We start from the raw sequence: 18,655 nt of genomic DNA, 5'->3' as shown, positions 1-18,655 counted from the left end.
TCTGCCGAGCTTTCCATGCCTGACCTGCTTGACCGCTACCCGCTAACGGCGGGCACTTATCATGAACTGCTCGACGACAGCGGCGCCGTGCGCCCGCATTGGCGTCGGTTGTTCGACCAATTGCAACGCAGCACACCAACGCAATTGGTGCAGCGTCAGGCGCTGCTGACCCGGCAGATCCAGGAAAACGGCGTGACGTACAACGTCTACGCCGATCCCAAGGGCGCCGATCGGCCGTGGGAACTCGATCTGCTACCGCACGTGATTGCTGCGGATGAATGGCAGCAGTTATCGGCGGGGATCGCCCAGCGGGCACGCTTGCTCAATGCTGTGCTGGCAGATTTGTACGGCCCGCAACGCTTGATCGCTGAGGGCCTGCTGCCTGCTGAGCTGGTCTTCGGTCACAACAACTTCCTCTGGCCCTGTCAGGGCATCACGCCGCCCGACGGGGCTTTTCTGCATCTGTACGCCGTAGATCTGGCACGTACGCCCGACGGTCGCTGGTGGGTCACGGCGGACCGGACGCAAGCGCCATCCGGTGCCGGTTATGCACTGGAAAACCGCACTATCGTGTCCCGGGCCTTTCCCGAGTTGTACCGAGATTTGAAAGTGCAGCACCTGGCCGGGTTCTTTCGCACGCTTCAGGAAACCCTGGCCCGTCAGGCGCCGAGTGATGACGACGCGCCACTGATCGTGCTGCTCACACCGGGACGTTTCAACGAAAGCTATTTCGAACACATCTATCTGGCGCGTCAGCTCGGCTATCCACTGGTAGAGGGCGGCGACCTGACCGTCCGGGATGCCACGGTCTACCTGAAAACCTTGAGCGGACTGCGCCGGGTCCACGCGATCATGCGGCGGCTCGACGATGATTTTTGCGATCCGCTGGAGCTGCGCACTGACTCGGCCCTTGGCGTGCCGGGATTGCTGGAAGCGGTACGTCGAGGGCGGGTGCTGGTGGCCAATGCCCTCGGCAGCGGCGTGCTGGAATCGCCGGGGTTGTTGGGCTTCCTGCCGAAGATCAATCAATTCCTGTTCGGCGAAAAATTGATACTGCCCTCCATCGCGACCTGGTGGTGCGGTGAAGCACCGGTGCTGGCTCAGGCCCTGGAAAAATTGCCGGAGTTGTTGATCAAACCGGCGTTCCCGTCGCAGAGCTTCACGCCAGTATTTGGTCGCGATTTGAGTGAAAAACAGCGTCAGGCACTGGCCGAGCGCATGCAGGCACGGCCTTACGCCTATGTTGCGCAAGAATTGGCTCAGCTCTCTCAAGCTCCGATCTGGCAGGCTGAAGAGGGTCATCTGCAACCCCGGGCCGTCGGGATGCGCATGTACGCAGTGGCCAGTCGTGAGGGTTATCGGGTCCTGCCCGGCGGCCTAACCCGGGTTGCCGCCGAGGCTGACGCCGAAGTGGTGTCGATGCAACGGGGTGGCGCGAGCAAAGACACCTGGGTGTTGGGCGATCGCCCGCCAAGCGGTGAGCAATGGAAAACCCAGCGTACGATCGGTGTGCACGACCTGGTGCGACGGGATCCGTATCTACCGTCGCGAGTGGTGGAAAACCTGTTTTGGTTCGGTCGTTATTGCGAGCGCTGCGATGACAGCGCACGGCTGCTGCGGATCATGCTGGCGCGTTATGTCGATGGCGATGACCCGCAAGCCCTGGAGGCGGCGGTCGATTTGGGTGAACGGTTGATGTTGTTGCCCGATGAAGGCGAGTTGCCGGAGCGTTTGCTGGCGGCATTGCTCGGCGATGACTGGTCGTTCAGCCTACGCTCCAACTTGCAGCGTTTGCAGTGGGCGGCCTCGCAGGTGCGCGGCAAGCTCTCGCGGGAAAACTGGCAAGCGCTGGTGGAGCTGCAGCGTGAAGCCATGGAGCTGGAAGCCGAAGAGCCGGACTTCGGCGAATTGCTGGATTTCCTCAACCGTGTGGTGATGTCCCTGGCGGCATTATCCGGTTTCGCCCTCGACGACATGACCCGGGACGAAGGCTGGCGCTTCCTGATGATCGGTCGCCGGATCGAACGTCTGCAATTTCTCAGCGCCAGCCTGGCGGCATTTCTGCGCGGTGCCGGCGCGTTCGATCAGGCCGGTCTGGAATGGCTGCTGGAGCTGGGCAACAGCAGCATCACTTACCGTTCGCGGTACCTGGCGGTGGCGCAATTGATCCCGGTGCTTGACCTGTTGCTGCTCGACGAGCAGAACCCCCACGCCGTGCTGTTTCAGTTGAAGTTGGTGACTCGAACCTTGAAACGCTTGAACGACGACTTCGGCGTGCCTCGCGAAGCGGGGTTGCCACAGTTGGTGGAACGCTTGGCACGGTTCGATCTGGGATGCCTGGAGAACTCGCTGTTCGGCGAAGCCAGCGTTCGGGCAGCCATTGAGGGGCTGGCCGACCTGTTACAAGAGATCGCCGACGCCAGCGGGCAAGTGTCGGATCGTCTGGCCTTGCGCCATTTCGCTCATGTCGATGACGTCAGCCAGCGCACGGTGTCCGTCTGATGAGCGCCCATTATCAGATTCTCCACGACACCCATTATCACTACGACAGCCCGGTTTCTCTGGCCCAGCAGCTCGCGCACCTATGGCCGCGGGCGTGTGCCTGGCAGCGCTGTACCGAGCAGCAACTGCAGATCAGTCCCGACCCGACGTCGCGCCGCGATGAGCTGGATGTGTTCGGCAATCCGCTGACCCGGTTGGCGTTCGAGCGGCCGCATGATGAATTGCTGGTCAATGCCCGGCTCACCGTCGAAGTGCTGGCCCGGCCCGCGCTGGATTTCAATCAATCCCCCGCATGGGAAGAAACCCGCAACGCGCTGACCTACAGCAGTCAGCCGCTTTCCCCCGAATTGCTGGAAGCGTGTCGTTACCGGTTCGAATCGCCTTACGTGCATTTGAAGCGCAACTTCGTCGAGTTTTCCGAAAGCTGCTTTCCACCGGGGCGCCCGCTGTTGCTGGGTGTACAGGCGCTGATGGAGAAGATCTTCAGCGAATTCACCTTTGACGCAGAAGCGACCCAAGTGGCGACGCCGCTGGTGGAAGTGTTGGAGCGCCGGCGTGGTGTTTGCCAGGACTTCGCTCACCTGATGCTCGCCTGCGTGCGCTCCCGTGGATTGGCGGCGCGGTACATCAGTGGCTACCTGCTGACCCAGCCACCACCGGGCCAGCCGCGACTGATCGGCGCCGATGCGTCACATGCGTGGGTTTCAGTGTTTTGCCCGGTGCTCGGTTGGGTGGATTTCGACCCGACCAACAACGTGCAGCCGGCGCTGGAACACATCACCTTGGCCTGGGGCCGGGATTTTTCCGATGTGTCGCCGTTGCGCGGGGTGATTCTTGGGGGCGGCAACCATGACCCGGAAGTCCGCGTCACTGTAATGCCACTGGATTAACAAAGATCCACTGTAGGAGTGAGCCTGCTCGCGATAGCGGTGTGTCAGAAAAATAAATGCTGAATGTGCCACCGCTATCGCGAGCAGGCTCACTCCTACAAGGGACTGTGTGCGTTCTTTAGATAAGGGTATTTCAGATGGGACTGTGAGGGTCAGCAAAGTAACTGCTGACCCTGGACACAGATCCGGTGGGCCTGATCAGATCATCGGGCCCTGAGGGTCTCAGGCGTCGGGCGCCTGATCTTTCGGTGTTTCAACATCATTTTCTGCGGCCACTTCACCTTCTGCATCCGGGTTCAGTGCGGCGGCTTCTTCTTCAGCTGTAGCTTTCTTGCGCTGAAGCTTTTCCTCTTTCTTCTGCTCCTTGGCCAAGTCTCTCTGACGTTTGGCGAAGGAATAATTGGGTTTAGCCATGGGCGATCCTCTGGGGTCGAAGGTGAGGTTGAGCGGCGCGTATTCTGCCCTGTATCGATGCCCAGCCGTTAGCTGGGTTTTTGCTCGATCCACTTTGGCACCACTGTCGGCTGCCAGGCATCCAGTTGATCAAGCAGGGTTTGCGGCGACTCGCTCACTTGCAGCATGTCACGGTGCGGTGCGCGAACGAAGCCTTCGCCGACGATATGATCGAGAAAAGAGGTCAATTTGCTATAGAAACCGTTCACTTCCAGCAGCCCCAGCGGTTTTCCGTGATACCCGAGCTGGCCCCAGGTCCAGACCTCGAACAGTTCTTCCAGCGTGCCCAGGCCGCCGGGCAGGGCGATAAAGGCGTCACTGAGCTCGGCCATCCGCGCCTTGCGCGCATGCATGCCGTCAACCACTTCCAGACGAGTCAGGCCGCTGTGACCTATTTCCTTGTCTTTGAGGCTTTGCGGGATGATCCCGATTACTTCACCGCCGGCCGCCAGCGCAGCATCGGCGACGATGCCCATCAGCCCGACGGCACCGCCGCCATAGACCAGAGCCAGCTTACGCTCGGCCAATGCTCGCCCCAAGGCGACAGCCGCTTCACGATAAGCCGGGTTGGTGCCAGTGCTGGCACCGCAAAATACACAAACGGACGCTAAAGACATGCCTTACTCCATGGTCAGGATGGCCACAGAGTAAAGGCAGGCACGCGGCGTTCCAAGGTCTACACTTCGCGTGCAGGTGTTTCACAGGTTCCGCTGGCGCCACAGGCGTAGGCGGCGAGCCAATTGCGCAACAGGCTGTTAAGGGACATGACTGACGCTCCAGATGGATGAGGACGACCTGATGATAGGGCCGCCCCAGAGGTCTGGCTGGTAGATTGTTTCGATAGGTGTCATAGCCCGAAAGTTGTATACAATTTATGATTCAGGTCATAGGAACTTGCGACGTTTTCAGGCAGTCTTCTGTCCATTAGCACTTTCGTTAACCCTGCCTTGGAGATTCACCATGTTTGCCAAACTTGTTGCGGTATCCCTGCTGACACTGGCCAGCAGCCAATTGATGGCTGCCGAGTGCAAGACGACCGTCGACTCCACTGACCAGATGTCCTTCGATACCAAGGAAATCAGCATCGACAAGAGCTGCAAGACGTTCACCGTGGAGCTGAAACACTCCGGCAACCTGCCAAAAAACGTCATGGGTCATAACTGGGTGCTGAGTAAAGAGGCTGATATGCAGCCGATCGCCACCGCTGGCCTGGCCGCAGGTATCGAGAAGAGCTACCTGCCGGAAGGTGACGCGCGCATCATCGCCCACACCAAAATCATCGGTGCCAAGGAAACCGACTCGGTGACCTTCGACGTGTCGAAGCTCGATGCTGGCGAGAAGTACGGCTTCTTCTGCTCGTTCCCTGGCCACATCTCGATGATGAAAGGCACGGTTACCCTGAAGTAATCGAATCGAGCTCATAAAAAAAGCGTCCACCGGACGCTTTTTTTGTGCCTGTCTGTTCGCTCAATCAAGGTGCGAACGGCATCACTCGCTTGTGATGAGTCTTTTTATACGTGTCACAAATGATCTTGAACGCTTCCTCACGCACCGGCTCGCCATGCAAAAACGCGTCGATCTCGGCGTAGGTCACGCCGTGGGACGCTTCGTCCGGTTTGCCGGGCGACAGGTCTTCAAGGTCGGCCGTCGGGATCTTTTCCACCAGCGACTCCGGCGCGTCGAAGCTGCGGGCGATGTCCCGGACCTGGTTTTTCACCAGGCCACTCAGTGGCGCCAGATCGCAAGCGCCATCGCCGAACTTGGTGAAGAAACCCATCACCGCTTCTGCCGCATGGTCGGTACCAATCACCAGGCCGTGGGCCGCGCCGGCGATGGTGTATTGGGCAACCATGCGCATCCGCGCCTTGGTGTTGCCGAGCACGAAATCCACCGAGACCGCGTGCTTGCCTTCGAAGGCTGCGACTTCACTGGCCAGGGATTTGACTGCCGGGCCGATGTTCACGGTGTGGCGCTCGTCCGGGGCGATGAAGTCCACCGAAGCCTGGGCGTCGTGTTCGTCGAACTGGGTTTCGTACGGCAGGCGCACGGCGATGAACTTGTAGCTGTTGTCGCCTGTGCGGGTGCGCAGTTCGCGCATGGCACGCTGGGCCAGCAGGCCGGCGGTCAGGGAATCGACGCCACCGCTGATGCCGAGTACCAGGGTCTTGAGCCCGGAATTGACCAGGCAGTCCTGGATGAAGATGATCCGCCGGGTGACTTCAGCCTCGAGGGCGGCCTGGTCGGCGAACGGCGGCTGGACCTTGAGCTGTTCAGCAATCTCACGCTGTTCGGCTTGCATGAATTCACTCCTTGCTAGAAATGCTGGATGTACTGGAAAGGGCGGCAGGTACTTTGAAAACGTGTCGCAAATAGGCGACGAAATTCGGGTCTTTGCAGTGAGTCTTGCCAGGCTCATCGGAAATCTTTGCCACGGGCTGGCCGTTGCAGGCGGCCATTTTAAGCACGATGCTCATCGGTTCAACACCCGGAATATCGCACGTCAGGTTGGTGCCGATGCCAAAGCTGACATTGATCCGACCGCGCAGCGCCCGAAAAATCTCCAGGGACTTGGGCAGCGTCAGGCTGTCGGAGAACACTAGCGTCTTGCTCATCGGGTCGATGCCCAGCTTGTGATAGTGGGCGATGGCCTTTTCCGCCCAGAGCACCGGATCACCGGAATCATGGCGCAAGCCGTCAAACAGCTTGGCGAAGTACAGGTCGAAATCGCCGAGAAAGGCATCGGTGGTGATGCAGTCGGTGAGGGCAATTCCCAGCAGGCCACGGTACTCGCGGACCCAGCAATCGAGGGCGGCAATCTGACTGTCGATCAGCCGTGGGCCGAGTTGTTGGTGGGCCATGATCCATTCGTGGGCCATGGTGCCCAACGGCTTCATGTCCAGCTCCCGTGAAAGGTGCACGTTGCTGGTGCCGACAAAACGACCGGGGAAATCGTGCTTGAGCACGTTCACCACTTCTTCCTGAACGCGGTACGAGAAGCGACGGCGAGTGCCGAAATCGGCTACCTGCAATTCGGACAATTCCTCCGCGCTGGCGTTGGCGGTCAGCCAGTCGAACTTGCGGTAGAGCTGCTCACGCGCCTGTTCCAGGACAATCTCACGGTAGCGATAGCGGTTGCGCACTTCGCTGACGATGGACAGCAGCGGCACTTCGAACAGGATCACGTGCAGCCATGGCCCGCGCAGGCGGATGAACAGCTCGCCGTTTTCGATGCCGGTGTGGACGTAGCGCAGATTGAAGCGGAACAACCCGAGAAAGCGCAGGAAATCCGGCTTCATGAAGCTGATGCGCTCCATGAAACTCAACTGGTCGGCGCTCAGGCTCAATTCGGCGAGGCGCTCGATCTGGAAGCGGATTTCCGCCAGGTACGGGCGCAAATCTTCACTGTTACGGCAACGAAATTCCCATTCGACTTCAACGTTCGGGTAGTTGTGCAGCACCGCCTGCATCATCGTCAGTTTGTAGAAGTCGGTGTCGAGCAGGTTCTGCACGATGCGATCGCCAAACACGCTCTCGCTCATAACGGGGTTCTCCAGGCTGGCCGCGGCCCGTGGCAGCGACGTTGCAGCTGTTTCAATGAATGGGGCTAGTGGCGCATATCAACGGCAGGTAATGCCAGTGATTTTTTAGACAGTGCAGATTCCTGTGGGAGCAAGCTCGCTCCCACAGGGATTGTGTGAAGCTTTAGATTTGCGGTACATCCGGGCTGTCGATCTGCTCCAGCATCCACTTCACAAAATCCCGCACCTTCGGCACTTCCGCCGAATGCTCCGGATACGCCAGGTAGTAGGCATCGGTGCTGGGCATCGCGTGCTGCCAGGGTATGACCAGTTTGCCGTCGGCCAATTCCTCTTCCACCAGAAACCGCGGCAACAGCGCCACACCGCAGCCGACCTGGGCTGCGCGGATGCACATGTAAAAGGTTTCAAAGCGCGGGCCGTGGTAGCTGTGTTCGGTGTGGTAGCCCTGGCTGTCGAACCAGTCGTGCCAGGCTTGGGGCCGGGAGGCGTTTTGCAGCAGGACCAGGTCGGTGAGTTGCGTAGGATCGGTGAACGGCGTGTTCGGCAGGCTGCCCGGTGCGCAGACCGGCACCAGCTCTTCGCCGAACAGCTTCAGGCATTCAGTGCCGGGGCGTGAGCCCTGGCCGAAGTAGAACGCCAGGTCGCTGCGACCTTGCAGCAGATCGTCGGCTTCCTGCTCGCTGCACAGGTCCAGATGGATCGAGGGATGGCGCAGACGCCAGCCTTTCAAGCGAGGCACTAGCCAGCGCGCGCCGAAGGTCGGAGGCGTCGAGACGCGCAGGACTTCGGTTTCACCGCCGTAGGAGCGCAGGTAGTGGGTCGACATCTCCACCTGCGTGAGGATTTTTCTTACCTCCACCAGATACAAATCACCGGCCGGGGTCATTTGCAGGCGTCGGCGCACCCGGCGGAACAACAGGTGCTGCAGCAATTCTTCGAGTTGCGCGACCTGTTTGCTGACGGCGCTCTGGGTCAGGTTCAGCTCTTCAGCCGCCCGGGTGAAGCTCAAATGCCGGGTCACGGCCTCAAAACACTGCAGCGCGGTGATCGACGGCAAGTAGCGTTTATTCAGCATTGGTTGTCCTTTTTCTTGTTTCTTTCTTACCAGCAATTCGCAGCATGAATAAACGGAATGATATCTCTCTTAAAGGTCGTTTGTTGGGTAACGTCGGGAGCGCTAAAACTACAGGCCTCACCAGCCGAATCAATCCGGCTGCACGTTTTCTGTTTTTCGCTTGAGGAGTGACCCATGGTTGCCGCATTGCTTGATCGTCTTGGTGTTAACCCGGCCCTGTACCAGAACGGCAAAGTGCCGGTGCATTCGCCAATCGATGGCAGCCAGATCGCCGCCGTGAACTGGGAAGGCGCCGCTGAAGTCGAGCAGCACATCAGTCGTGCAGATCATGCGTTCGAATTGTGGCGCAAGGTCCCGGCGCCGCGCCGTGGCGAACTGGTCCGCCAACTGGGCGACATCCTGCGTGAATATAAGGCCGACCTCGGCGAGCTGGTGTCCTGGGAAGCCGGCAAGATCACTCAGGAAGGCCTGGGTGAAGTTCAGGAAATGATCGACATCTGCGATTTCGCCGTCGGCCTGTCCCGTCAGCTGTACGGTTTGACCATCGCTTCCGAGCGTCCTGGCCACCACATGCGCGAAACCTGGCACCCGCTGGGCGTCGTCGGCGTCATCAGTGCGTTCAACTTTCCGGTCGCGGTCTGGGCCTGGAACACCGCGCTGGCGCTGGTGTGTGGTAACCCGGTGATCTGGAAACCATCGGAAAAAACCCCGCTGACCGCACTGGCCTGCCAGGCGCTGTTCGACCGCGTACTGAAGAACTTCAGCGACGCGCCTCCGCACCTGAGCCAAGTCATCATCGGCGGTCGCGATGCCGGCGAAGCCCTGGTCGATGACCCGCGTGTCGCGCTGATCAGCGCCACCGGCAGCACCCGCATGGGCCGCGAAGTGGCACCGAAAATCGCTGCACGTTTCGCTCGCAGCATTCTGGAACTGGGCGGTAACAACGCAATGATCCTCGGCCCAAGCGCCGACCTGGACATGGCCGTACGAGCCATCCTGTTCAGCGCCGTCGGCACTGCCGGTCAGCGTTGCACCACGTTGCGTCGCCTGATTGCCCATGAATCGGTAAAAGAAGAAATCGTCACCCGCCTGAAAGCCGCTTACTCCAAAGTGCGTATCGGCAACCCGCTGGAAGGCAATCTGATCGGTCCGCTGATCGACAAGCACAGTTTCGAAAACATGCAGGACGCGCTTGAGCAGGCCCTGAGCGAAGGCGGCCGGGTGTTCGGCGGCAAGCGCCAACTGGAAGACAAATTCCCTAACGCTTATTACGTCTCGCCGGCCATCGTCGAAATGCCGGAGCAGAGCGACGTGGTCTGCAGCGAAACCTTCGCGCCGATTCTGTACGTGGTCGGTTACAAGGATTTCGACGAAGCGCTGCGCCTGAACAACGCCGTGCCACAAGGCTTGTCGTCGTGCATTTTCACCACTGACGTGCGTGAAGCCGAGCAGTTCATGTCGGCGGTGGGCAGCGACTGCGGCATCGCCAACGTCAACATCGGCCCGAGCGGCGCGGAAATCGGCGGGGCGTTTGGCGGTGAGAAAGAAACGGGCGGCGGTCGTGAATCCGGCTCCGATGCATGGCGCGGCTACATGCGCCGTCAGACCAACACCGTGAACTATTCGCTGGAGTTGCCCTTGGCCCAGGGCATTACCTTCGACTGATCGGTGATCCTCTGTAGGAGCAAGCTTTTGTGGCGAGGGGATTTATCCCCGTTGGGCTGCGAAGCGGCCCCAAATAATGGGACTGCTGCGCAGTCCAACGGGGATAAATCCCCTCGCCACATAGATCATCTCCACATTCAATGATTGTGGTGGTTAGGTTTCTGTTGGAGTCTGGCAATGCCGTTACGCGAAGAGTGTCTGTGGGAAAAACTGACGCCGCAAAGGCCTGACAATGCGGCGCTCAAGGGCGAGGTGACGGTGGATGTCTGCGTCATTGGCGCTGGTTTCACCGGTCTGTCGGCGGCGGTGCATCTGCTGGAAAAAGGCAAAAGTGTCTGTGTACTGGAAGCCCATCGCGCCGGTCATGGCGGATCGGGGCGCAACGTCGGGTTGGTCAATGCCGGGATGTGGATTCCACCGGACGAGATCGAAGCCGGTTTCGGCGAGGCGGTTGGCAGTCAGCTCAATCGCATGCTGGGTGCGGCACCTTCCCTGGTGTTCAGCCTTGTGGATAAGTACAACATCGATTGCCAGTTACGCCGTGAAGGCACGTTGCACATGGCGCACAACGCCCGTGGCGAAGCGGACTTGCGCAGTCGTGAAGAGCAATGGAAACGTCGCGGCGCGCCGGTGGAACTGCTGACCGGTCAAGCCTGCGAACAAGCAACGGGCACCAAAAAGATTGCCGCCGCGCTGCTCGATCGGCGTGCTGGCACGATCAATCCAATGGCTTACACGACGGGGCTGGCCAAAGCGGCCATCGGTCTCGGCGGTCAGTTGTTCGATCATTCCCCGGTGACCCGACTCGAACGTCAGGGCCAGCGCTGGTCGGTACAAACCGCTCAGGGTTCGGTGCTTGCCGAGCAAGTCGTGATTGCTTCTAACGCCTACACCGAAGGTGACTGGACGGAATTGCGGCGCAACTTTTTCCCCGGTTATTACTATCAAGTGGCCTCGGTCCCGCTGACCGAGGAGGCTGCACAGCAAATTCTCCCAGGTGGCCAGGGTTCCTGGGACACTCGCCAGGTTCTCAGCAGTGTTCGTCGGGATAAGGATGGCCGTCTGCTGCTCGGCAGTCTCGGTAATGGCAATCAGAAGCCGACCTGGTTCCTTAAAGCCTGGGCCGACCGGGTTCAACAGCACTATTTTCCTTATCTCAAACCGGTGGATTGGGAGTGCACCTGGACCGGTTGCATCGCCTTCACCCCCGATCATTTGATGCGTTTGTTCGAGCCGGTGCCCGGTTTAGTGGCAGTCACCGGTTACAACGGCCGGGGCGTCACTACCGGCACAGTCGTCGGCAAGGCCTTTGCCGATTATCTGTGTAACGGAAACCCTCAAGCGCTGCCGATTCCCTTTGCACCCATGCAGCCATTGGCTGGCGTGGGATTGCGAAGCTGTCTGTACGAGGCCGGATTCTCGCTGTATCACGCAGGCCAGTGCCTGCGGATCGTTATTTGATTGTTGAAATTTGTTGCTGAAAGCGGCGCTTTTTCGCGCAGCGACTAGCCTGTAAAAGGTGCGGGTTGTAGCAGTTCCGCACCAGCAGTGTGCACTTCGGTGACGCACGTTGTTACAGGCTGGTTGCACGTCGTTTGGCGCCGCGGTTGCAATGATGGCGCGCTCGGGTTGCGCCTTTAAAAATAAATGGTTACACCTTCCGCGGTTTAGACGGTTGCACGCCCAATGAAAATGGGATCGAAACAGTCGAAAAAACAATAAAGCAGCGACTTTTCTCAGAATAAAAAACCGATGGCACGGCCCTTGCTCTGAGCATTCAGGAAGTCGCAGTGCCAACTAAAAAAAACCTTGGAGCACCACCTCATGTCCCAGACGTTTTACAAAAAAGGCTTTTTGGCCCTCGCAGTGGCAACTGCGTTGGGTGTTTCTGCGTTTGCACAGGCTGATGTGAAAATCGGTGTGGCGGGACCAATGACAGGCGCCAACGCGGCATTTGGCGAACAGTACATGAAGGGTGCACAGGCTGCGGCCGATGCGGTCAACGCAGCGGGCGGCGTAAACGGGGAAAAAATCGTACTGGTCAAAGGCGATGACGCCTGCGAACCGAAACAGGCTGTGACGGTTGCCAAGGACCTGACCAACCAGAAAGTCGCTGGCGTAGTCGGTCACTTCTGCTCCTCCTCGACCATCCCGGCTTCGGAGATCTACGACGAAGCGGGCATCATCGCGATCACTCCAGGCTCCACCAACCCGGCTGTTACCGAGCGCGGCCTGAGTGCCATGTTCCGTATGTGCGGGCGTGATGACCAGCAAGGCATCGTGGCCGGCGACTACATCGTCGACGTGCTCAAGGGCAAGAAAGTGGTGGTCCTGCACGACAAGGACACCTACGGCCAAGGTCTGGCGGACGCTACCAAGGCCCAGCTGGAAAAACGCGGTGTGAAGCCGGTGCTGTATGAAGGCCTGACCCGTGGCGAGAAAGATTTCAGCACCATCGTCACCAAAATCCGCGGCGCTGGCGCCGACGTCGTCTACTTCGGTGGTCTGCACCCGGAAGCCGGTCCTCTGGTCCGTCAACTGCGTGAGCAAGGTCTCAAGGACGTCAAGTTCATGTCCGACGACGGCATCGTAACCGACGAACTGGTGACCACCGCTGGCGGTCCACAATTCGTCGATGGCGTACTGATGACCTTCGGTGCCGACCCACGCATGCTGCCAGACAGCAAGACTGTAGTGGACGAGTTCCGCAAGAAAGGCACCGAGCCTGAAGGCTACACCCTGTACGCCTATGCTTCGGTCCAGACCCTGGCTGCAGCGTTCAACGGCGCCAAATCCAACAGTGGCGAGAAAGCCGCCGAGTGGTTGAAGAAAAATCCGGTCAAAACCGTGATGGGCGAGAAGACCTGGGACGCCAAAGGCGATCTGAAAGTCTCCGACTACGTGGTTTATCAGTGGGACAAGGATGGCAAATACCACCAGCTGGAAAAACAGAAGTGATATGACTTGCTGATTGCCCGGCGCCTTGTGCGCCGGGCAATCAAAGAACATGTCCGTGCAGTACCTGTCTTTTCTCGTAGAGCTGCACATAACCGTGTTGCGCCGGCAGCTGAACTCCGGTCCGTCGCACCCGGCTTCTGTGCAGTCTCTCAAATGCGTGAGATTGCGTTATGGATGGTATTTTCCTGCAGCAACTGGTCAACGGCCTGACCCTCGGGTCGGTCTATGGCCTGATCGCCATCGGCTACACAATGGTCTATGGCATCATCGGCATGATCAACTTCGCCCACGGCGAGGTTTACATGATTTCCGCTTACCTCGCGGCAATCAGTCTGGCTCTGCTGGCATACTTCGGTATTGAATCCTTCCCGCTGCTGATGCTTGGCACACTGATCTTCACCATCATCGTCACGGCGGTGTATGGCTGGGTCATTGAGCGCGTCGCCTACAAACCGCTGCGCAACTCCACCCGACTGGCACCGCTGATCAGCGCCATCGGTATTTCCCTGATCCTGCAAAACTATGCACAGATCGCCCAGGGTGCCCGCCAACAGGGTGTGCCCACACTGCTCACCGGTGCATGGCGAGTTGAAGTCGGGACCGGCTTCGTCCAGCTCACCTACACCAAGATCTTCATTCTGGTCGCAGCGTTTGTCGGGATGGCCGCGCTGACCTACGTCATCAAGTACACCAAGCTCGGCCGCATGTGCCGCGCCACCCAGCAAGACCGCAAGATGGCCTCGATCCTGGGGATCAACACCGATCGCGTGATTTCCTACGTGTTTATCATCGGTGCCGCGATGGCGGCCCTGGCCGGCGTGCTGATCACCATGAACTACGGCACATTCGACTTCTATGCCGGCTTTATCATCGGGATCAAGGCGTTCACCGCCGCGGTGCTCGGCGGGATCGGCTCGCTGCCTGGCGCCATGCTTGGCGGGATTATTCTGGGGATCTCCGAATCACTGTTCTCAGGTCTGGTGAACTCGGACTACAAAGATGTTTTCAGCTTCTCGCTGCTCGTTCTTGTTCTGGTCTTTCGGCCTCAAGGCCTGCTCGGCCGTCCTCTTGTGTCGAAGGTGTAAGCGATGTCTTCAACCACTAAAAAAACCATTGATCTCAAAAGAAGCCTGGTTGACGCGATTCTTGCCGGCCTGGTGGCCCTGATTGTGTTCGGCCCGATTGTCGGCGTGGTCCTCGACGGCTACGGCTTCAACCTGGAAACGACGCGGGTGGCGTGGATTGTCGCTATCGTCATGGCTGGCCGCTTTGCCTTGAGCCTGTTCCTGCAAACCCCCAAGGGCCTGAGAATTCTCGAGGGCTTTGAAAGCACCGGCTCCGGGGTTCATGTACTGCCACCTGATTACAAAACCCGGTTGCGCTGGATCATTCCGGTGGTGATTGTTGTTGCCGTGGTGTTCCCGTTTTTCTCCAACTCCTACCTGCTGGGCGTGGTCATTCTCGGGCTGATCTACGTGCTGCTGGGCCTCGGGCTGAACATCGTGGTCGGCCTGGCCGGCCTGCTCGACCTGGGTTACGTGGCGTTCTATGCCATCGGTGCCTACGGGTTGGCGCTCGGTTACCAATACCTCGGCCTGGGCTTCTGGACGGTGCTGCCGCTGGCGGCGATCACCGCTGGCCTTGCCGGTTGCATCCTCGGTTTCCCGGTGCTGCGTCTGCACGGTGACTACCTGGCGATCGTGACCCTGGGCTTCGGTGAAATCATCCGGTTGGTCCTCAATAACTGGCTGTCCCTGACCGGTGGCCCGAATGGCATGGCTGCTCCATTGCCAACCTTTTTCGGCATCGAGTTCGGCAAAAGGGCGAAAGAGGGCGGGGTGCCGTTTCATGAGTTCTTTGGCATCGCCTATAACCCGGACGTGAAGTATTACTTTATCTACGCGGTGTTGTTCCTGGTGGTATTGGCCGTGTTGCACATCAAGCACCGCTTGACCCGCATGCCGGTCGGTCGCGCCTGGGAAGCCCTGCGTGAAGACGAAGTCGCTTGCCGCTCCATGGGGCTGAACCATGTACTGGTCAAACTCTCGGCGTTCACCATCGGTGCTTCGACGGCCGGTCTGGCCGGCGTGTTCTTCGCCACCTATCAAGGCTTCGTCAACCCGACCTCGTTCACCTTCTTCGAATCGGCATTGATCCTCGCCATCGTGGTGCTCGGCGGCATGGGCTCGACCATCGGCGTGGTGATTGCGGCCTTCGTGCTGACCGTCGCCCCGGAACTGCTGCGTGGTTTCGCGGAGTATCGCGTGCTGCTGTTCGGCATCCTGATGGTGTTGATGATGATCTGGCGACCGCGCGGCCTGATTCGGATCAGCCGTACCGGTGTGACCCCGCGTAAAGGAGTAGCGCCATGAGCGAAGTCGTACTCTCGGTCGAGAAGCTGATGATGCACTTCGGCGGCATCAAGGCGTTGAACGATGTCAGCCTGAAGGTCGAACGCAACTCGATCTTCGCCCTGATCGGCCCCAACGGCGCCGGCAAAACCACCGTGTTCAACTGCCTGACCGGGTTCTACAAGGCCTCGGGCGGCAAGATCGAACTCAATGTGCGTGGCGAGCAAACCAACGTTATCAAGCTGTTGGGCGAATCGTTTAAAGCCACCGATTTCGTCTCGCCGAAAGCGTTTGCCAGTCGGATGTTCTACAAGATGTTCGGCGGCACCCACCTGGTGAACCGTGCCGGTCTGGCGCGGACTTTCCAGAATATTCGCCTGTTCAAGGAAATGTCGGTGCTGGAAAACCTGCTGGTGGCCCAACACATGTGGGTCAACCGCAGCATGCTGGCCGGGATACTCAACACCAAGGGTTATCGCAAAGCCGAAAGCGATGCGCTGGACCACGCGTTCTACTGGCTGGAAGTGGTGGATCTGGTGGATTGCGCCAACCGTCTGGCCGGTGAGCTTTCCTATGGTCAGCAACGCCGTCTGGAAATCGCCCGGGCCATGTGCACCCGGCCGCAGATCATCTGCCTCGACGAACCGGCCGCCGGCCTCAACCCTCAGGAAACCGAAGCGCTGAGCGCGATGATCCGGCTGCTGCGCGACGAGCACGATCTGACCGTGGTGCTGATCGAACACGACATGGGCATGGTAATGAGCATTTCCGACCACATCGTGGTGCTGGACCACGGCATCGTCATCGCCGAGGGCGGCCCTGATGCGATTCGTAACGATCCGAAAGTGATTGCGGCCTATCTGGGCGCCGATGAAGAGGAAGTGGTGCTATGAGCCAACCCATCCTCGAACTGAAGGATCTGGATGTGTTTTACGGGCCGATCCAGGCTCTGAAGAATGTTTCGCTGCACATCAATGAAGGTGAAACAGTCAGCCTGATCGGCTCCAACGGCGCCGGTAAATCGACCTTGCTGATGTCGATTTTCGGTCAGCCGCGGGCGGCGGATGGGCAGATCATCTATCAGGGTGTGGATATCACCCACAAATCCTCCCACTACATTGCGTCCAACGGCATCGCTCAATCGCCGGAAGGGCGACGGGTGTTCCCCGACATGACCGTCGAGGAAAACCTGCTGATGGGCACCATCCCTATCGGTGATAAATACGCCAAGGAAGACATGCAACGCATGTTCGAGTTGTTCCCGCGACTCGAAGAGCGGCGCACCCAGCGGGCCATGACCATGTCCGGCGGTGAACAGCAAATGCTCGCTATCGCACGTGCGTTGATGAGCCGGCCGAAACTGCTGTTGCTTGACGAGCCGAGCCTGGGTCTGGCGCCGATTGTGGTTAAACAGATCTTCGCGACCCTGCGGGAACTGGCGAAAACCGGCATGACGATCTTTCTGGTGGAACAGAACGCCAACCACGCCCTCAAACTGTCGGACCGGGCGTACGTGATGGTCAACGGCGAGATTCGCCTCACGGGCACCGGCAAGGAGCTGCTGGTTAACGAGGAAGTGCGTAACGCCTATCTCGGCGGCCACTGAGTTCGCTGTTGTAACACCAAGCCCCGGCGCGCAATCACCGGGGCTTTTTTACATCTCCAAAACACCGTCAATCCCCTGTGGGAGCGAGCCTGCTCGCGAAGGCGATAGCACGCTCAATATTGAAGTGTCAGACCCACCGCTTTCGCGAGCAGGCTCGCTCCCACAGGGTGTCTCTGTGTGCTTTCGGGAAATTGTGGAAAACAATATTCACAAGCTCTCAAAGCGCGACATAAAGCCGCTGCAAATAGTTGTTTTGTCACGGTTTTGACTTGTCCCCGTTTGCTGTGGAGCTGGCTGTGAATAACGTGGGAGTAGCTGGCTGAAAGCCTTTGAAACCGTGGCTTGCAGAGTTGTGGTTGTTTTTTGATCAGGCGTTTTTACCGAGCCGCGAGTGGGCTTTGTCAACCTTTTTGTTGATGACCCAAACGGGCCAAAACTGTGGGTAGCTGCCTGTGGATAAGTCTGTGGTTAAACTCTGGAAAGACTCGGCTGAAGGCCGTAGTTACTGGCTTGGCGCCATCGTCGGTATGACCGGTCAATCGTGCAAGATGCCATGGGCTGCACAGCCGACGTTCCAGGGTCAAGCAAAAAAATTTCCAATTTGCCCGCAAAGCCTTGTACACAGCGGGTTACAGCTTTTCCACTTGCCCCCGGAAACTGTGGACCGGCCTGTGGATAAGGTGCGCGCACATGGCTGAAAGCCGCGGCGGGCAAGGCGTGGCAACGTTTGATCGTTTTTTGTACAGTTTGTGCGGTAGTTGCCGCTGTGGGTCAGGCCGGGCATGCTGCCTGCTGATTTTCTATTCCAGTGGCTGTCGATCAGCCGAAGCAAGGAGAACACGATGTCCAACACCCTGTTTATTACCGGCGCGACCTCCGGTTTTGGTGAAGCCTGCGCCCGTCGTTTTGCCGAAGCCGGATGGAAACTGGTGCTGACCGGCCGTCGTGAAGAGCGCCTCAATGCGCTGTGTGCCGAGTTGTCGAAGCAGACCGAGGTCCATGGCCTGGTGCTCGACGTGCGTGATCGCAAAGCTATGGAGGAGGCAATCGCCAACCTGCCGCCGTCCTTCGCCAAACTGCGCGGGCTGATCAACAACGCCGGCCTGGCCCTGGGCGTTGACCCGGCGCCCAAGTGCGACCTCGACGATTGGGACACCATGGTCGACACCAACATCAAAGGCCTGATGTACAGCACGCGTCTGTTGTTGCCGCGCCTGATCGCTCACGGTCGCGGCGCCGGCATCGTCAACCTCGGCTCCATCGCCGGCAACTACCCGTACCCGGGCAGCCATGTGTATGGCGCGAGCAAAGCGTTCGTCAAACAGTTTTCCCTGAACCTGCGCTGCGACCTGCAAGGTACGGGCGTGCGGGTCAGCAATATCGAGCCGGGCTTGTGCGAAAGCGAGTTCTCATTGGTGCGTTTCGCTGGTGACCAGGAGCGCTACAACGCGACCTACGCCGGTGCCGAACCGATCCAGCCGCAAGACATCGCCGATACCATTTTCTGGGTGCTCAATGCCCCGGCGCACATCAACATCAACAGCCTGGAGCTGATGCCGGTGAGCCAGACGTGGAGCGGGTTTGCGATTGAGCGGAATGCCAAGGCTTAAGACCGC

The 18,655-nt window shown here is 59.1% G+C and carries 16 protein-coding genes; 11 read left to right on the top strand and 5 right to left on the bottom strand.

Annotation, left to right across the window (positions count from 1 at the left end; all coding sequences use genetic code 11):
- Positions 1–15 precede the first annotated feature (15 nt).
- Together ACYZUA_RS28945 and ACYZUA_RS28940 are read left to right on the top strand one after the other, a co-directional pair.
- Positions 16–2,502: a circularly permuted type 2 ATP-grasp protein gene (locus ACYZUA_RS28945; protein ID WP_461961558.1), complete on the top strand. Its 2,487-nt coding sequence runs from the start codon at positions 16–18 to the stop codon at positions 2,500–2,502.
- A complete protein-coding gene (locus ACYZUA_RS28940; RefSeq protein WP_461961557.1) occupies positions 2,502–3,392 on the top strand; it encodes a transglutaminase family protein in 891 nt (296 codons plus the stop codon). Before ACYZUA_RS28945 ends, ACYZUA_RS28940 begins: the two co-directional genes overlap by 1 nt.
- 222 nt (positions 3,393–3,614) lie before the next feature.
- On the opposite strand, the gene ACYZUA_RS28935 is transcribed toward ACYZUA_RS28940, so the two are convergent.
- Together ACYZUA_RS28935 and ACYZUA_RS28930 are read right to left on the bottom strand one after the other, a co-directional pair.
- Positions 3,615–3,806, bottom strand: a complete 192-nt coding sequence (locus ACYZUA_RS28935; protein WP_461961556.1) for a hypothetical protein — start codon at positions 3,804–3,806, stop codon at positions 3,615–3,617.
- A gap of 68 nt (positions 3,807–3,874) precedes the next feature.
- Entirely contained in the window at positions 3,875–4,462 is a 588-nt protein-coding gene (locus ACYZUA_RS28930) for an LOG family protein (protein ID WP_461961555.1), read from the bottom strand.
- 343 nt (positions 4,463–4,805) lie between these two features.
- Between ACYZUA_RS28930 and azu the strand changes: the two genes are divergently transcribed.
- Positions 4,806–5,252, top strand: a complete 447-nt coding sequence (gene azu / locus ACYZUA_RS28925; protein WP_461961554.1) for an azurin — start codon at positions 4,806–4,808, stop codon at positions 5,250–5,252.
- 64 nt (positions 5,253–5,316) lie between these two features.
- Here azu and nadE read toward each other — a convergent pair whose 3' ends face one another.
- The 3 genes from nadE to ACYZUA_RS28910 form a co-directional block, all read right to left on the bottom strand.
- On the bottom strand, positions 5,317–6,144 hold the full coding sequence (gene nadE / locus ACYZUA_RS28920; protein ID WP_461961553.1) for an ammonia-dependent NAD(+) synthetase: 828 nt from the start codon (positions 6,142–6,144) through the stop codon (positions 5,317–5,319).
- A gap of 4 nt (positions 6,145–6,148) precedes the next feature.
- Positions 6,149–7,384, bottom strand: coding sequence for a nicotinate phosphoribosyltransferase (gene pncB, locus ACYZUA_RS28915; RefSeq protein ID WP_095127379.1), 1,236 nt, complete (start codon positions 7,382–7,384; stop codon positions 6,149–6,151).
- Between the two features lie 163 nt (positions 7,385–7,547).
- Entirely contained in the window at positions 7,548–8,459 is a 912-nt protein-coding gene (locus ACYZUA_RS28910) for a LysR family transcriptional regulator (protein ID WP_461961552.1), read from the bottom strand.
- Between the two features lie 174 nt (positions 8,460–8,633).
- Here ACYZUA_RS28910 and amaB point away from each other — a divergent pair, with 174 nt between their 5' ends.
- The 8 genes from amaB (at position 8,634) to ACYZUA_RS28870 (ending at position 18,649) form a co-directional block, all read left to right on the top strand.
- Positions 8,634–10,124 carry an L-piperidine-6-carboxylate dehydrogenase gene (gene amaB / locus ACYZUA_RS28905; RefSeq protein WP_134419869.1) on the top strand — a complete coding sequence of 497 codons (1,491 nt, stop codon included), beginning with the start codon at positions 8,634–8,636 and terminating at the stop codon, positions 10,122–10,124.
- Positions 10,125–10,301: 177 nt separating this feature from the next.
- Complete coding sequence (gene amaA, locus ACYZUA_RS28900) at positions 10,302–11,585, top strand: L-pipecolate oxidase (protein WP_461961551.1); 1,284 nt, start codon at positions 10,302–10,304, stop codon at positions 11,583–11,585.
- Between the two features lie 363 nt (positions 11,586–11,948).
- Entirely contained in the window at positions 11,949–13,082 is a 1,134-nt protein-coding gene (locus ACYZUA_RS28895; protein ID WP_461961550.1) for an ABC transporter substrate-binding protein, read from the top strand.
- Positions 13,083–13,252: 170 nt separating this feature from the next.
- Complete coding sequence (locus ACYZUA_RS28890) at positions 13,253–14,167, top strand: ABC transporter permease subunit (protein ID WP_095127375.1); 915 nt, start codon at positions 13,253–13,255, stop codon at positions 14,165–14,167.
- A 3-nt stretch (positions 14,168–14,170) separates the two neighbouring features.
- Positions 14,171–15,454, top strand: coding sequence for a high-affinity branched-chain amino acid ABC transporter permease LivM (gene livM, locus ACYZUA_RS28885; RefSeq protein ID WP_461961549.1), 1,284 nt, complete (start codon positions 14,171–14,173; stop codon positions 15,452–15,454).
- Positions 15,451–16,326, top strand: a complete 876-nt coding sequence (locus ACYZUA_RS28880) for an ABC transporter ATP-binding protein (RefSeq protein ID WP_461961548.1) — start codon at positions 15,451–15,453, stop codon at positions 16,324–16,326. The genes livM and ACYZUA_RS28880 overlap by 4 nt, the downstream gene beginning before the upstream one ends.
- Positions 16,323–17,039 carry an ABC transporter ATP-binding protein gene (locus tag ACYZUA_RS28875; protein ID WP_008153378.1) on the top strand — a complete coding sequence of 239 codons (717 nt, stop codon included), beginning with the start codon at positions 16,323–16,325 and terminating at the stop codon, positions 17,037–17,039. Before ACYZUA_RS28880 ends, ACYZUA_RS28875 begins: the two co-directional genes overlap by 4 nt.
- 842 nt (positions 17,040–17,881) lie before the next feature.
- Positions 17,882–18,649, top strand: a complete 768-nt coding sequence (locus tag ACYZUA_RS28870; RefSeq protein WP_056746308.1) for an SDR family oxidoreductase — start codon at positions 17,882–17,884, stop codon at positions 18,647–18,649.
- Positions 18,650–18,655: the final 6 nt, after the last annotated feature.

The organism is Pseudomonas sp. LS2P72 (assembly GCF_054897865.1).
Note: the sequence above shows the minus strand (reverse complement) of the source record. Positions and strands in the feature narration are given on the sequence as shown.